Below are 15,885 nucleotides of genomic sequence, written 5' to 3' on the forward strand. Positions count from 1 at the left end.
GATCAAACTCCCGTCTCCACCCCAACAAAATGTACCGCAGAGCGGAACCAGTGCACTCATCCAAGCCTCCACGGCCCGTCTGCACCCGCGCCTATCTCCGCGATCTCTTCGCCACATCTTGGCCCTCGAACGTATCACATAGTAGTATATAAACGTTTCTACGAACCGCAGCATTCGGGTTTTGTAATCGGTTAGCTCCCCAGCATACGGATCGCAGCAAGTCTCTCGTTAGCATCGGATTCACACTTAAGGAGATATCTCCAGCTCCATCCCGACCACCGGATGCTCTAGGCCGAAGGCGGATATCACCTCTGGATGTATCTCGCCAAAGCATCCGATTCTCGCCCCATCAAGCATCAGATCCGCACCCCTGCCGGGTATGAACGCGCCATCGCTCGATTCGACGATCTCCGCGCTGATCCTCAGCTCTCTCATAATCGCGGAAACCACGGAGCTGATCTCCGCGAACCCCGCTCCGCTGTGTATCGAGACCGCGCTCAGATGGCACCTTGTCCTTCCACCGATGACCACGTCCCCGACGGCGAACAGTCTCTGTGGCAGCGCGTGGTGCTGGTTGATCGAGAGTATCTCCATCAGCCCTGGAAGTATATCGGTCCTTATTATGGTGTGCAGCTCGCTTATCGGATGCATGACGTGTGTGCATCCGTCGACGCTCCTCCTGCGCATCATCTCGAAGTGAACCTTTTCATTTGTCAGCGTGAACGGCATCACCTCCAGATAGCCGAGACCGACCATCAGATCCCGAACCACATCCCTGAGCTCCTCCATTGGATGGGGTCTGCCGATCGTCAGCGTCGCCGGCATCTCGGCCTTCAGGTTCTCATAGCCGTAGCTCTTGGCCGCGTCCTCGATGATGTCCCATGTGTGCATTATGTCCGCGCGGTACGCCGGAACCAGCACCTCAACCCTGCTGCTATCCAAAGGATGTGCACCGAACCTCATGCGTCTGAGGCACTCTGCGAGCTCCTCCGCGGAGAGGTTGAAGCCTATCAGGCTGTTCGCCTCCGATGCGGTCACAGTCCAGCGTGCAGGGGAGAGATCCGGGCTGATCCATTCCTTCTCAGGGGAGATCATCCTCACGCCCTCGATCCTGCCGCCGCGCTCCGCCAGGGCTGTGACCACTATGTTGAGAGCCCTGTGAACAACAGGATCCGTGCCTGTCACGTCTATGAAGAGATCTGTTGTATCCTCCCTGACCCTGGTCAGCTCCCCGTTTATCACCGGCGGGAATGATAGAACATTATCATCAGCATCAACGATCAGAGGGAATCTCTCGAATCCATCCAGAATATGGCGATATGCCACACCCTTCGGGTGGCGCACAAGTATCTCCCTCATGCTCATGCTCTCATCGAAATCGAGCGGCACGAAGGTTCTCCTGTCGGGATCCTCTGCTATGTACCTGAATGGAGGTCTCACCCTGGAGATATCGTGAACTCCTATCGCGACCTTCCTCCTGTTCCTGCCGAGACCCCAGTGGAGGTCCTCCTGCAGGCTCATGAGCGACTCTATGAACGGATCCGTGAACCTGAGACCCCTGACGACCGCACAGCCAATAACCGGGCGCACGCTCTTCACAGATTCGTCCACGTACATCTCCACAGATCCCCTGTGGACCTCGTACTCAGGAAGTCCTGTCTTTATATTCAGGAAACCCTGCAGCGCCCTGGCTACACCCTCAGCGCTGTAGAGATCCGGCCTGTCGGGGAAGAACTCCACGTCGATGTAATCCGCTTCCAGGCTCTTACCCACATCCGCGCCCATCATCGGCAGCCTTTCAAGTATCAGCTCCCTGGAGGCCCCGACCATCTGCTCCAGATCCTCGTAGTACAGACGCACGACAGGCATCTCAGACACCTCTGAAGACAGACACAGGAGTGTCCCGCAGCCATCCGATGTCCGGCTGGTAGAGAAGCCTCAGGTCCTTCAGGCCCAGACGCAGCATCGCCAGCCTGCTCACGCCAAGACCCCATGCGAGCACCGGATGCTCTATTCCGAACGGCGCGGTCACCTCGCGCCTGAACACGCCTGCGCCTCCGAGCTCAACCCAGCCAAGGCCGTCTATCCAGACCTCGGGCTCGACGCTCGGCTCTGTGTACGGGAAGTAGCCGGGCCTGAACCTGACCTCCTCGAATCCCATCTTCGAGTAAAACTCCTTCAGTATCCCGAGAAGATTGCTGAACGTTACGCCTTTATCCATCACCACTCCCTCGAGCTGCTCGAACTCAGGGGTGTGAGTCGCATCGATTGCCTCACGCCTGTAAACGCGATCTATGCAGAAGGCCTTGACAGGGGGCTCCGGGTTGTCTGCCAGATACTTTATGGTTATCGCGGTCGTGTGCGTCCTGAGGACCTCCTGCCTGGCGATCTCCGGATCCCACACGCCACCCCATCCTGTGGATCCTATTCCGCCGCCGCGCTCGTGCATCTCCTTCACGCTTCTGTAATCTGGGATCTCGGCCTTGCTATCCAGATAGAACGTATCCTGCATCTCCCTGGCAGGATGGTCCTGCGGCTGGAAGAGCGCATCGAAGTTCCAGAAGCTCGACTGTATTATCTCGCCCTTTATCTCCGTGAACCCCATCTCGAGCATGATTCTCCTCATCCGATCCATCAGACGCCTGTACGGATGGATCTTTCCGGGATAGATCGTATCCCCGGGCACCCTGACGTTGTAGGGCCTGAATCTCGCATCTCTCCATTCACCGCTCTTTATGATCTCAGGGGTGAGCTGGGAGATCTCCCTCACCAGAGTGACGCCCGTCCTGTATCCAGCTGTTTGGGTGAAACGATCCCTGCTCTGAGATAGAATCCTCATCCCCTCATCAGTTATCTCATAACTCCAGGACTTGCTCCTGATTGGGGTCACGAGATCTCTTTTGATGAGGAGATCAATGGCGCTGCCGATCTCAGATCTGCTCTTCTCGCCATCAAGAAGCATTCTTAGGGCAATCTCGTCCTCCCCCTCAGCAGGTCTGCCGAGAGGTCTGAGAACGCCCTTATCGATCCGGACCCAGCCCTTCTTTCTGGCCCATCCTATGGCGATCTTCAGCGCAGGATCCTGGAGCTCGGATACCGGTTTTCCCTCACCTATCATCTCGATGAGCCTTCTCTCAGGGAGACCCTCACGCGCGTACCGTCTCCCCTCCTCAGTAAGCGAGAAACGCTCTATAACCCTCTTGTCCACACTGATGAGCCCGCTCTCTGCAAGAGATTCCGCTGCTGACAGAACAGCCTCTGTCTTTACGCGAAGACGATCAGCGATCTCCTGCGGGCTTGAGCATCCATCTGATATGGCTTCAAGAATCCTCAAATCTCTCTCCGATGCCATTGTTCCATCCCACCGGCCTTTCTGTCCATGGAACATTATTTAACCTCAGGTATGCGGAAAATACATGTCCACACAAAAATCATAACTCGAACAGAGAACAGCTGCAGACAGCTCCTGAAGCGTTTCACTCAGGTGAGCACCCCTCCAGCTCGTCCAGCGCCTCCAGAACCCCCTGCACAGCCATCTCGAAGTACATCGATCCCTTTTGTGCGCTCGCCCTGCTCGGATCACCCATGATCCCATCGCCCATGAACTCCCTCACAGATCTCAGGATCAGGTATCTGGGGCGCTTTGGGTGGCTGGCTGGTGGGAATCCTCTGACAAGATCAGGTCTGTGGAGCAGCATCCTTGAAGTCTCGATATCTCCAGCGTGGCCATCCCCTGGAGTATCGCACCTGATGAGATCAAAGTCGGTCAGCAGGCTGACTCTGAGGTCTGTGTTGTTCACAGCGCTCTGGCACGCCTCTTTGAGGGATGCCATGTGCTGGCCTCCAGCATGCCCTGACAGGACCATAACATACCTGAAGTTGCTCTCGTAAAACCCGAGCAGAATGTCGTAGACGTAATCCCTGAGGGCGTCGAATCCAACGCTCACCGTTCCCGGGAAGCCCCTTGTGCTCCTGCATATGCCGTAGTGCACCGGAGGCGCAACGAAGACCTCGCGACGCCTTGCGACCTCGTAAGCCACCTCCAGCACCTGGAGCGTGTCTGTGGTCACCGGGAGATGCGGGCCGTGCTCCTCGACAGCCCCCACAGGCAGTATCACGGTCCTTGTCTTCATCAGCCCCTTCTCAATCTCAGGCCAGCTCATCTCCCCGAGGATCATACCTCAACGACCCCTCCGCTCAGCACATCCTTCTCCGACACACGCACCTCTCTGCTGGCGCCGTTTACCGTGAGCCTGTATGCGCCTATCGGCCTGGTGTCGAAGTTCGTGCCCCAGACCACCGGACCCTCAGTCGAGTACGGAACCACCAGGACAAACTCTCCATTTGAATCTGTGACATTCGACTGTCTGTATATGAAGAGCCTCTTCTGGTTCGTCATGATCGGGACCTCTATCACGACCTTCGATCCAGGAGATGCCCTTCCCTTTATCACCGCGCCAGGGACATGCTCGAATGTCTTGACGTACCTGTTTCCTTCGGTTGTGACCTGTGTTGTTGATTCATGGACGAGCCTGTAGTGCTGCAGCGCCTCTACGTGCACAGGCGATCTCGCGAAGCTCCTGCTCACAACGCTGACGTTGTACCCCTCGTTCAGGCTCTCGTTTATGAAGCTCTCCAGCTCCTTCTCGCTCTTGGGTATGAGCGGGGATTTTGTTATGACCGTCAGTGGTGTGCCGTCAGGCATCGTGACCCTTGTGTACGCTATCGCCACCGGATCCTGCGGCTCGACCTCGCTTCCATCGAAGAAGTGGAGCCTTGCCACCATGGTCCTGAAGTACTCCGGCATCCATACCTGGATCGGGACGAGGCTGTCGGCCTGCGGCTGGTAGACAGCTCCTGTGTATCTTGTGAGAGGTATGCTGCTCCATGCGGCTATCGCATGGAACTTCGTGACTGCCATCTCCACATCAGTCATTATGTACCGCGCGTTCATGTAGGGTGGCCTGCTCTCGTTCAGACGCGTGAGAACATCCTCAGCCTCACCCTCGCTCTCCGCCAGGAAGAACGGAGAGGATCCAGGTGTTCCCTTGCTCTTGCTTCCAATTCCCTCCTGGAACGGGTTGGCGTTCGGATACCTGTGGCCTATGGTCTCTATGAGATGACCGTAGTCCCACCAGGACATAACTCCGTATGCTGTCTCAGGATACTGGAAGTACTGCCCCTCTGGAGGCCGTTCATAGACATCATAGATATCAAGCCCTGGATATGGAGTGTTGTTGCGCAGCCACTCGATGGAGCTGACCCAGTCCTGATTCGGACCCACCGAGTACCTTGCTATCGCATGTGAGCTGAGAACGCTCGGGTATGCCAGTATTATCACTATGAGTATCACCGCAGCCGCTGAGGCCAGCCGCTCCGGTCGCACCTCTCTGGTCAGGTTCGATGGAGATCTTGCTAGAACATCCTCTATGTCCGAGAGTCCCGCACGTGCGTAGGCCAGGGACGCAAGATAACCGCATAGCAGGGCGACGTTGACCGCGTAGTAGTATGCGGAGCGGTTTGCAGCCAGCGTGATGATCAGCGTTACCGCGCTCCATACTATGACCAGGAGGTACGGAGCCCTTGAGTCCCTCAGGTATCTGTAAACCAGCATGCATAGACCGATGATCGCAATGTAGAACGGAGATAGTATGCGGATCAATCCAGGGAAGTTCTCGTCTATCCCCGTGACCCCCCGCCCGAGGTCCATGTATATTGGCGAGAGCTCTGCGACCGTTGCAGCTCCACCTGTCCGTGGAAGCATGTATGTCTTGAGACCGTAAACGACCGCGCTGAAGAGCTCAGGCACTGCCAGGACCACTATAAGGAGGTCGAGCAAAACCACACCAGCAACAGATCCCGGATATAGCGCCCAGGAGAGCCCGCGCCTCGAGACCTCGCGTGATGCCACAGCCAGCTCCAGACAGAATATCGAGCCAAGGAGCAGCATCGACGGCTGGAAGAGCGAGTACTGGATTATGCTGAACCTGTTGTAGGAGTGCGCAAACGGTACAACCATGAGAAAGGCGAAGAAGAGGCCTATCGCCCCTGTGATTCCCAGATACTCCCCGCTCCTTCCGCGGTAGTGTTCGACCACGCTCTGTAGGGTTATCGCGATCAGGAGTATGCCCTCGAACAGGATTCCCATGGACCACGCATCGACATACAGACCGAGGGCGATACCCGCGAGCACCGTTAGAACGAGAGGACGCTTAACCGCGTTGATGTCCCGGAGCGTGCTGAAGCTCAGAGATCGACCGCTTCTGAATGCAAGGATAAAGAGCAGCATCGATAGCGTGCTCAGCAGGATCTCAGAGGAGTGGTGATCGGTGAAACCGAGAACGGTTCTGGAGAAGAGCTGGCCCGGAAGCACCACGGTGAGAGCTGCTGCTGTTATCCCGCAGCCCCTCCCGCCGAGCTCCTTTCCGATGTGGTACACCGGAAGTATCAGGAGCGAGCCCATTATCACTGGCCAGAACGCCCCGACCACGTCAACTGTGTGGAGATCCGAGCCGCCGAGCCCGACGATCTTCGAGAGCAGGGCAACGCCCCAGCTCAGGAACGGCCCGAAGTGGAGCGGCGTCCCGTTCGGAAAGTTCGTGAGAGGATCGAACCAGGGACGCTGCCAGTGCAGGAAAGTCGTCTTGGCAAGCATCATGTGATACCATGCGTCGCTCTCACTGCTGAACCTGACTGCATCTCCGATGAACACATTCCTGAATGGAACTACAGCTCTCAGGTAGATGGAGAGCAGAAACAGCATGCCAAGCCCCGCATACCAGTATATTTCGGGCAGGCGCTTTCTGCTCTGCGTTTTGCTATCCGTGTCCTTCTTCATATCCATGGGTCTCCTGTTTTAGCGATGGAGAGCATATTTCAAGGAGATAAACGTTTTGAGGCTGAACACGATCGATATGGGTTTCTGGGTCTGCTCTCAGCCATGACCAGGGCTGTAGCATGCACTGGCACAATGCTGATGAATCCCAGGAGGTCGGATGTGTTATGATGACTTGGGTGCGGGTCGCTGAATAGCCTGGAATCCGCAATCCTGCGATGCCAAGATGGTTTTGATCCCTGTGGTACGGGTACAAACTAATTCTGATGCCTGATGGAGCTAATTCGGGTAATCCATGAGCGGCTCGGCACCCTCTCACGGGCTGCCCTTTCCGGGGCGGCTTTCCGGCTCACCTTCCGAACCTCCTCTCCCTTCTCTGGAAAGCCCTTATAGCGCGCAGGAAGTCCAGTCGCCTCAGGGATGCCCAGTCGACATCTGTGAAGTAAAGCTCTGAGTAGGCGGCCTGCCAGATCATGAAGTCGCTGAGCCTTCTGCCGCCAGCCCTTATCACCAGGTCCGGCTTCTGCTTGAACCTCAGGTAACGCTCTATGGTCTCCCTCTCTATCTCCTCCGGCTCTATCAGCCCTGCTGCAACATCTCTGAGAACAGATCTTATCGCCTCTGTGACCTCCTTCTTCCCCCCGTAGCCCAGGGAGACCGTGACGCTGATCCCGCCCCTTCCAGTCGCTATAGATCTGTCGGTGTTGATGATGCTCACGTCCGCGGGGGTCTCTTTGAGTATGGACTCGAGAGAGGGCGCGAGCTCACCGGAGTAATGTCCTATGTGTATCAGCAGGCTCTCTATGCCGAGCGATGCGCTCCACTCGATCAGATCCCCGAACTTCTCCAGATTGGTACCGTCGAACGATGATACCACAAATGCCACACATCGTGGCCTTGGATGGCTCAGGACATCTCTTTCGAGGAGCTTCTCGTACAGTTTGTGTATCAAATGAACCTCTCCGGAGCACCGATCGATACGCTCCATGAAGTAAAGCTGCCCTGTTACCCGGTCAGCTCTTGAAGGCAAAGTATTTTTGGTTGGATGGCGACTGGTTGGCCATGCAGAGAGAGGACGCCTTGAGGCTCGCGATGGGTGCGCTGGCGTTTCTGCTTCCAGTAACAGGCGTCTTCACAACACTCTTCCTTGCGATCTTATACCTCATCCACAAGCCCACCAGAATGCTGAGCTCATCACTCATGCTGCTTCTGGTCCTCAGAGAGGTGCTGACCCTCACACACCTCGATCTTCCGATGTATGTTGTTGCGATAGCGTTCATACCGCCGACCGTGGCCCACATAGTATCAAAGAGGTTTCAACAGCTTTCTGGCAGCTTCATATACATAATGGCCACTGTGGCGATCGGCTATCCTGCTGCATACCTCTCGGCTCCGGATCTCCTGCAGGAGAGGATACTGTTTCTGACCATCCTCGGAGGGCTGAGCGGCGCATTCCTGCAGCATGTCTCCAGAGAGATGGATTTCACGGTTCCATTTGGCGTGTGTATGGTCATGTGGCTGTTCAGCTTCGAATACCCGCTTCCAGAGCTCAGCAGGATCCTCATGATATACATATTCGCCGTTCTTCTCGGAGTTGGAGCTTACTGGGCGAAGGCTGCAGATGTTGATGCCGTGCTCAGCGAGGTCATAATATGCATACTGGTGGTTCTCTTCGCCGGACTGAAGTGGTTTCTCCTCCTCCTGTGCTTCTACCTGCTAGGCGGGGCGTTCACTCGCTACGGATACTCATACAAGCACAGCCTGGGGATCGCCCAGGAGAAGTGCGGCGTCCGGGGATACAAGAACGTGTACAGCAACAGCTTGGTACCTCTTGTGGCCGCGCTGTGCTATGGGATATACAGCAACGATATATTTTTCTATGCCTTCCTCGGCGCTGTGGCCACTGCGAATGGGGACACGCTGGCCAGCGAGATAGGTGAGACCAGCAGGTCCAAGCCCAGGATGATTACGACTATGAAGCCCGTGGATCCCGGCGTCGACGGAGGTGTGACACCTCTCGGGGAGATGGCATCTCTGGCCGGCGCTGGGGCCATAGGAGCGGTCGCTGTTGCAGCAGGCATGACGGGCCTGGATGGTTTCCTGATCGCCCTCACGAGCGGTTTTCTCGGCTCTAACTTCGACAGCCTGATGGGCGCGATATTTCAGAGAAGAGGTTTGCTCACAAACAACGGCGTCAACCTCGTCGCAACGCTCTTCGGTGGTGTTACAGGAGCTCTGATGGGGGTGCTGATTTGAAGGTCTATGCTGTTCTCGGGGATCCGGTAGAGCACAGCCTCTCGCCTGTGATGCATAACGCTGCCTTCCGTGCTATGGGTCTTCAGGCGAGCTACCATGCGTTCAGGGTTGGGATAAACAGGCTGAGGGACGCGATCCTGGGAGCTGATGCGATGGGCTTTGGTGGACTGAACCTGACGATACCATTGAAGGAGAGCGCGATGGCTGTGGTCGAGCCGGACGAGACCGCTGTGGCGATCGGCGCTGTGAACACGGTCTCATTCCGCGGAGGGATCAGGGGGCACAACACCGATGGGGTCGGCGCGTCACTCGCCCTGAAACACTATGGCGTGAACGTCAAAGATGCTGAGGTCCTTCTGATTGGCGCAGGAGGCGCTGCAAGAGCCATCGCATACCAGCTGTCCAGAGATGGCGCAGGGATCGTTGTGACAAACAGGACTCCTCAGCGGGGGATGGCACTCGCCAGGGATCTCGGCCTGGAGTTCCGCCCCTTCGGGGAGATCGAGGATCTTGTCAGAGGCTCCGATGTAGTGATAAATGCAACATCTGTAGGGATGCATGAGGGCGATCCCAGGCTATTTGATGGGCGCATCCTGAGATCGGAGCAGGTCGTCTTCGATGTAATCTACAGCAGGGATACGGAGCTTCTCAGGGATGCGAGGATGGCCGGGGCGAAGGCGATCGATGGGGTCATGATGCTCGTGTACCAGGGTGCAGAAGCCCTCAGGATCTGGACAGGGCGCGAGGCTCCGGTAGATGTTATGGAGGCCGCGGTCAGAGCCGCGCTCAGAGTTTGATGGAGCGTAGCAGGGAGAAACTCCGGTCTGCATGCCGGATATGGTTATGCATGCTGTGCGCTCAGGCGGGACGACTGAAGCCTTCACGATCATATAACGGCAGGGGATGAGAAATGGGCAGGATGCTGATAGTTGGCGGGACGGGGGAGACCGGCTCATGGTTTGCCAGGTACTTCAGGGATCATGGATTCGATGTGTGCATCTGGGGGCCGAGCGGAAAGTTCCACGTTGCAGATGCTCTCGGGGTGAGATACGCGCATGATCTCATGAGCGAGGTGGGGGAGAGCGATATCGTGGTGCTGAGCGTGCCGATAGAGAGAACGCCTGAGGTGGCGAGGAGGATCGGGCCAGCGATGAAGAGCGGATCGCTGCTCATGGATCTGACCTCTCTCAAGGTCGAGCCTGTGAGGGCGATGGTCGAGTCGTCCCCTCCAGATGTGGAGGTCCTCGGGGCGCATCCGATGTTCGGGCCGACGATGCCCTCGATAAGGGGGCAGACTGTGATACTCACACCGGTCGGGGGGCGATGGGGGAGATGGTCATCTCTTGTGAGAGAGATCCTGGAGAGGGACGGCGCCAGGGTCGAGGTCCTCACGCCTGAGGAGCACGACAGGATGATGGCTGTGGTCCAGGCGCTGACGCATTTCGCGTACATTGCGATAGGCTCGACCCTTCGCTCCCTTAGATTCGACGTCTCAAAGTCGAGAAGGTTCATGAGCCCTGTGTATGAGGTGATGCTCGACTTTGTGGGGAGAATCCTCGACCAGAATCCGGAGCTTTACGCATCAATTCAGATGAATCCATTTGCGGAAGATGTAAGGAGAGCGTTCATAGAGGAGTGCATTAGGCTCTCGGACTCGATCGAGACTGGTGATGTGGAAGCCTTCAAAAGAGCGATGAGAGAGGCGGCGGAGCACTTCGGCGACACCCACAGCGCGCTCCAGCGCTCCGACAGGATAATAAACCAGCGCGCTCAGGAGCGGGAGTGATCTCTGGCCAGTGCATTCCGAGCGAGAAGACAATATCCCTGCGGCCAGTAATGCAGTCTGTATCTGTCTGTGTAATTGCGCAGAAAAACGCTCATGACACAGTGTCACACATGTGGATAAAAAATGGTCTGCATTCAATGACCATTTTCGTACCATATGCCCGATATCGTGAGGGTCCCTGAATTGCTGACCAAACGATATCGCTATCATCCAGATCGGTCACTCATCAGACGCTCTGCTAAGAATGCGATTTGCCTCAATGTATTGAGCATGTTCTTGTGCAGCTCCACAACCTGTCTGAGATCAGCTCTTGCACCCCAGACCTTCCACTTTATTTACCGATCACGAAAGGTTTTTTAACAACGAGGGCTTTAACCCAGACGAGCAAGCAATTCAGATCGCCTGGAGCTTGCGGTAAAGGAGGCTTGATATGAATATAGTTCTGCTCGGCCCACCAGGATCTGGGAAGGGGACCCAGGCCAAGATGATCGCTGAGAAGTTCAATGTGAAGCACATATCAACAGGGGACATACTCAGGGAGCACGTGAGGAACGGAACTGAGCTGGGGAAAGAGGCGAAGAAGTACATGGATGCAGGCCAGCTTGTGCCTGACTCGATACTGATCGGCATAATCAGGGATCGCCTCTCCAAGCCGGATGTGGCTGGTGGCTACATGCTGGATGGCTATCCGAGAACCATCCCCCAGGCTGAGGCGCTGGACAAGATACTGCCTGAGCTGAAACAGAAGATAGATGTCGTTCTCAACATAGATGTTCCTGATGAGGAGCTGGTGAGAAGGCTCAGCGGAAGACGGATGTGCAAGTGCGGGAGAAGCTACCACATACTCTTCAACCCGCCGAAGGTTCCAGGAAAGTGCGATGCCTGCGGAGGGGAGCTCTACCACAGGGACGATGACAAGGAGGAGGCAATACTCAACAGGCTCAAGGTATACAAGCAGCAGACCCAGCCGCTGATCGACTACTACACAAAGGCGGGCCTGATCGCAAACATCAACGGCGCAGGCGAGATCAACCAGATCTTCGACGAGATCTCGAAGGTATTGAGCAAGTTCAAGTGATCAGGCAGGTCAACCTGCCTTCTGTATTTTTCGCAGTTATGGGGCTCAGCTTCGGAGAGCTCTTCGGTGGCTCGCATGCTCAGCGGATCAGGGCTGCCGGCATTCTCCGCCCGAAAGATTGTGCTGCAAACACCTTTCATTTCACATGCTGAGCGAGCTCGACCTGTATCTTAGATGCGATTCCGCGGCCCAGGGAGATCTTCGTTCCGTTGACATCCACAACAACCGGTCCACCAAACGGCTGGCATGCGATCTTCTTCAGCCTGATCCCCTTCCTGATCCCTATGGCCTCCAGACGCTTCTGCCAGCCGCCCAGTCCTGTGAACGATTTGACCTCGAGCAGCGAATTGCAAGGTGCCTTTGTGAGCTCTATCATCGAAACCCCCGCGAAGCTCCATCGCATGTTCTATAAACCTACCGGTCTGAGGCATGCGTTTCATTGCATGATATAGAGAGATGCCAGCGGATCACGCGTGCGCTGCGTACCCAGCACTCAGCGCAGAACATGCAGAAATAGCATGCGCTGAACGATGCGGATTGATGACGCATAAGCCTCAGAGCATCGCAGATTCCGCAGCGCGCGAGCGCTCAGAGCGATGCTCCGGTCCTCAATCGGTGATACGCACATTTATCCCGCGCTCGTGGAGGTACCTCTTGCAATCCCGTATGCTCCACTGGTTGAAGTGGAATATGCTCGCAGCGAGCGCTGCAGATGCATCTGTTCTCCTGAACACCTCGTACATGTGCTCAGGGCTGGCGCATCCGCCTGATGCGATCACAGGTATCCTCACCATTCTTGATACCGCCTCTGTGAGCTCGATATCGAATCCATCGTATGTGCCATCACGATCCATGCTTGTGAGCAGTATCTCACCCGCACCGAGCTCCTCAACACGCCTCGCCCATGCGAGCGCATCGACTCCAGTGAATCGCCTGCCTCCATAATACGAGCACTCGAACCAGCACCTTCCGCTCTCGGTGTTTATGGTGATTCTGCCATCCAGATCCTGATACCTTCTCTTCGCATCGATCGCGACCACAACCGCCTGGCTGCCGTAGCTCTCTGCTATCTCCCTGATGAGCTCCGGCCTCCTGAGTGCTGCTGTGTTCACCGTCACCTTGTCAGCACCTGCGCTGAAGGCCTTCCGAGCGTCCTCCAGGCTTGAGATCCCTCCACCCACTGTCAGCGGCACAAAAACATGCTCTGATGTCTTTCTGATGACATCGAACATCGTCGCCCTCCGCTCGTGGGAGGCCGTGATATCCAGAAATACGATCTCATCAGCGCCATCCTCGTAGTAGCGGGTCGCCAGCTCCCAGGGAACCCCTGCATATCTTATCTGCCTGAACTCGATCCCCTTGACAACCCTGCCGTCCGGAACTCCGAGATCGCAATCCAGACACGGAATGATTCTGCGGGCTAGCATCTCACCATCCTCACGAAGTTCTCCAGTATCCTCAGACCCTTCGGGCCTGACTTTTCCGGATGGAACTGCGTTCCGTAGATGTTGTCCTTCGCCACAACCGCTGCGACCTCCACGCCATAGAGTGTGGTCGCCACAGCCACTCTCTGATCGTATGGAATGCAGTGGTACGAATGGACGAAGTAGAACATATCTCCGGGGGATATGCCATCCAGCAGCTCCAGATGCCTCTTTATCTCCAGGCTGTTCCAGCCCATCTGCGGCACGGTTACGCCCTCAGGCAGCCGCACGACCCTTCCAGGGATCCAGCCGAAGCCCCTTGCCCCCGGACTCTCCTCGCTCTCATCCATCATCACCTGCATACCTATGCATATCCCCAGCACAGGCGTGCCCTCGGCGATCCTCTCCTCCAGAGGCTTCTGAAATCTGCGAAGGCTCTCCATGCACCTCCCGAAGGAGCCGACACCTGGTATGATTATCCCCGCAGCGTCCCTGAACTCAGGCTCTCTCATTATCTCGGGATCTCCCCCTGCCTTCAGAAGTGCGTTGTATATGCTGAAGAGATTGCCCATGCCGTAGTCGACTATGGCTATCATCTAGTGCCCTTCTTATTTTCCGCTGATCGGAAAATGGTATCCTGCATCATGTAAATATAGCTTTTGAAAACGCTTTTATAGACAAAGGCAGGAAGCATCCTGTCGGCTCTCATCGAGCCGTGTTCTGAAATCGCAGAGATTTGTTGAATAGAGGGTGTCTTGGAATGAACCTTAGAAGGCCGAATGCCAATGAGGCTACAGGGACGTTCAACCGGTCGCGGGATGTCGTCCCGATGTCCGGAATATGCAGCAGGTGTGTGGATGGATGCAGAGGCGGCTGTGAGACCTGGCTCTCATCGTTCAGAGGAAGAGAGGTGCTGTATCCGGGTCCTTTTGGAGAGATAACTGCGGGAGCCGACAAGAACTATCCTGTGGATTACTCGCATCTGAACATACAGGGTTACGCTGTCGGAGCTTACGGTCTCCCTGAGGGCGTCGAGCCTGATCCGGACACCGCGCTCTTCCCGAATGTCAACACTGAGACAGAGTACGGCTGGACCAGGAAGGTGAGGATGAGAGTGCCGATATTCACGGGTGCTCTCGGGTCCACCGAGATAGCCAGGAAGAACTGGGAGCATTTCGCAATCGGCGCGGCCATATCCGGCATAACGCTTGTCTGCGGGGAGAACGTCTGCGGCGTCGATCCGGACCTTGTGCTTGGAAGCGACAACAAGGTCAAAAAGTCTCCTGAGATGGACAGGAGGATAGAGACTTACAAGAGGTTCCACGAGGGCTATGGCGAGATCCTAGTGCAGATGAACGTCGAGGATACGCGCCTGGGCGTGGCCGAGTATGTCTCATCGAAGCACAACCTGGAGACGATAGAGCTCAAGTGGGGTCAGGGCGCGAAGTGCATCGGCGGCGAGATAAGAGTGCCATCGCTGGAGCGCGCACTGGTGCTCAAGAGAAGGGGCTACGTGGTGCAGCCAGACCCTGAGGATCCGGCGGTCCAGGCAGCATTCAAGGAGGGCGGAATAAAGGAGTTCGAGCGTCATTCGCGTCTCGGCTTTGTTACAAAGGACGGCTTCCTGAGAGAGGTCGACCGTCTCAGAGATCTCGGATTCAAGCGGATCACGCTGAAGACAGGCGCTTACTCCATGGTCGAGCTCGCGATGGCCATAAGATTCGGCGCCGAGGCTCACCTGGATCTGATCACGATAGACGGCGCTCCGGGCGGCACCGGAATGAGCCCCTGGCCGATGATGAACGAGTGGGGGATACCCACGTTCTACCTGGAGGCCCTCGCGTACGAGTTCTGCGAGCGGCTGTCAAAGCGTGGAATGCGTGTCCCGGATATAGCGATGGCAGGCGGATTCTCGACAGAGGATGGCGTCTTCAAGGCGATCGCCATGGGCAGCCCGTATGTGAAGGCGGTCTGCATGGGAAGGGCCCTGATGATCCCGGGCATGGTCGGGAAGAACATCCAGAAGTGGCTCGAGACAGGGGATCTGCCCAAGACGGTTGCGAAGTACGGTCAGCGGCCTGAGGAGATATTCGTGAGCTATGAGGAGCTCAGGGCCAAGTACGGAGATGAGATCAAGAACATACCGCTTGGCGCTGTCGCGATCTACACGTACTGCCAGAAGTTCAAGACGGGACTGCAGCAGCTGATGGCCGGCTCGAGGAACTTCAGCATCTCCTCCATATCGAGAAAGGATCTAATGGCGCTCACAGAGGATGCTGCCAGGATATCCGGCATACCCTACGTCATGGATGCATACAGGGACAAGGCGCTGGAGATACTCGACTGGATGGGAGAATGAGCTTCTCCCAGCGTTCTTTTTTTATACGTTTGACAGCGTGGATCTCATGCGATTCTGCTGATGGAATCACTCATTCGCAGGATCGCATGGCACAACCGTGCCGCTACAGGAAATTTGACAGAGCGGCTGCGGATTCGTCACGCTCCC

The 15,885-nt window shown here is 56.3% G+C and carries 13 protein-coding genes; 5 read left to right on the top strand and 8 right to left on the bottom strand.

The annotated features are described in order from the left end of the window. Nucleotides 1-246: 246 nt before the first annotated feature. From pheT to QFX31_RS05995, 5 genes are all read right to left on the bottom strand, one after another. On the bottom strand, nucleotides 247-1,869 hold the full coding sequence (gene pheT / locus QFX31_RS05975) for a phenylalanine--tRNA ligase subunit beta (protein ID WP_348531206.1): 1,623 nt from the start codon (nucleotides 1,867-1,869) through the stop codon (nucleotides 247-249). A 1-nt stretch (nucleotide 1,870) separates the two neighbouring features. Next, nucleotides 1,871-3,352, bottom strand: coding sequence for a phenylalanine--tRNA ligase subunit alpha (locus tag QFX31_RS05980; RefSeq protein WP_348531207.1), 1,482 nt, complete (start codon nucleotides 3,350-3,352; stop codon nucleotides 1,871-1,873). 124 nt (nucleotides 3,353-3,476) lie between these two features. After that, nucleotides 3,477-4,178, bottom strand: a complete 702-nt coding sequence (locus QFX31_RS05985; RefSeq protein WP_348531208.1) for a creatininase family protein — start codon at nucleotides 4,176-4,178, stop codon at nucleotides 3,477-3,479. Continuing rightward, on the bottom strand, nucleotides 4,175-6,838 hold the full coding sequence (locus tag QFX31_RS05990) for an oligosaccharyl transferase, archaeosortase A system-associated (RefSeq protein ID WP_348531209.1): 2,664 nt from the start codon (nucleotides 6,836-6,838) through the stop codon (nucleotides 4,175-4,177). Before QFX31_RS05990 ends, QFX31_RS05985 begins: the two co-directional genes overlap by 4 nt. A gap of 346 nt (nucleotides 6,839-7,184) precedes the next feature. After that, nucleotides 7,185-7,787 (bottom strand): undecaprenyl diphosphate synthase family protein, encoded by a 603-nt coding sequence (locus tag QFX31_RS05995; protein ID WP_348531210.1) that lies wholly within the window; start codon nucleotides 7,785-7,787, stop codon nucleotides 7,185-7,187. Between the two features lie 110 nt (nucleotides 7,788-7,897). Here QFX31_RS05995 and QFX31_RS06000 point away from each other — a divergent pair, with 110 nt between their 5' ends. The 4 genes from QFX31_RS06000 (at nucleotide 7,898) to QFX31_RS06015 (ending at nucleotide 11,955) form a co-directional block, all read left to right on the top strand. Beyond that, nucleotides 7,898-9,091 carry a TIGR00297 family protein gene (locus tag QFX31_RS06000; protein ID WP_348531211.1) on the top strand — a complete coding sequence of 398 codons (1,194 nt, stop codon included), beginning with the start codon at nucleotides 7,898-7,900 and terminating at the stop codon, nucleotides 9,089-9,091. Then, nucleotides 9,088-9,888, top strand: a complete 801-nt coding sequence (gene aroE, locus QFX31_RS06005; RefSeq protein WP_348531212.1) for a shikimate dehydrogenase — start codon at nucleotides 9,088-9,090, stop codon at nucleotides 9,886-9,888. The genes QFX31_RS06000 and aroE overlap by 4 nt, the downstream gene beginning before the upstream one ends. Before the next feature lie 113 nt (nucleotides 9,889-10,001). Next, nucleotides 10,002-10,877: a prephenate dehydrogenase/arogenate dehydrogenase family protein gene (locus QFX31_RS06010; RefSeq protein WP_348531213.1), complete on the top strand. Its 876-nt coding sequence runs from the start codon at nucleotides 10,002-10,004 to the stop codon at nucleotides 10,875-10,877. A 430-nt stretch (nucleotides 10,878-11,307) separates the two neighbouring features. Continuing rightward, the gene (locus QFX31_RS06015; protein WP_297759797.1) at nucleotides 11,308-11,955 is read left to right on the top strand and encodes an adenylate kinase; all 648 of its coding nucleotides are present in this window, start codon (nucleotides 11,308-11,310) and stop codon (nucleotides 11,953-11,955) included. 136 nt (nucleotides 11,956-12,091) lie between these two features. Here QFX31_RS06015 and QFX31_RS06020 read toward each other — a convergent pair whose 3' ends face one another. The 3 genes from QFX31_RS06020 to hisH all read right to left on the bottom strand — a co-directional run bounded on the left by QFX31_RS06020 (nucleotide 12,092) and on the right by hisH (nucleotide 13,975). Then, on the bottom strand, nucleotides 12,092-12,331 hold the full coding sequence (locus tag QFX31_RS06020) for a FeoA family protein (RefSeq protein ID WP_348531214.1): 240 nt from the start codon (nucleotides 12,329-12,331) through the stop codon (nucleotides 12,092-12,094). Nucleotides 12,332-12,563: 232 nt separating this feature from the next. Further along, nucleotides 12,564-13,382: an imidazole glycerol phosphate synthase subunit HisF gene (hisF, locus tag QFX31_RS06025; protein WP_348531215.1), complete on the bottom strand. Its 819-nt coding sequence runs from the start codon at nucleotides 13,380-13,382 to the stop codon at nucleotides 12,564-12,566. Then, nucleotides 13,376-13,975 (bottom strand): imidazole glycerol phosphate synthase subunit HisH, encoded by a 600-nt coding sequence (hisH, locus tag QFX31_RS06030; protein WP_348531216.1) that lies wholly within the window; start codon nucleotides 13,973-13,975, stop codon nucleotides 13,376-13,378. Before hisH ends, hisF begins: the two co-directional genes overlap by 7 nt. 164 nt (nucleotides 13,976-14,139) lie before the next feature. Between hisH and QFX31_RS06035 the strand changes: the two genes are divergently transcribed. Continuing rightward, complete coding sequence (locus tag QFX31_RS06035; RefSeq protein ID WP_348531217.1) at nucleotides 14,140-15,738, top strand: glutamate synthase-related protein; 1,599 nt, start codon at nucleotides 14,140-14,142, stop codon at nucleotides 15,736-15,738. Nucleotides 15,739-15,885 lie beyond the last annotated feature (147 nt).

This window comes from Methanothrix sp. (assembly GCF_030055635.1).
Classification (GTDB): domain Archaea; phylum Halobacteriota; class Methanosarcinia; order Methanotrichales; family Methanotrichaceae; genus Methanothrix_B.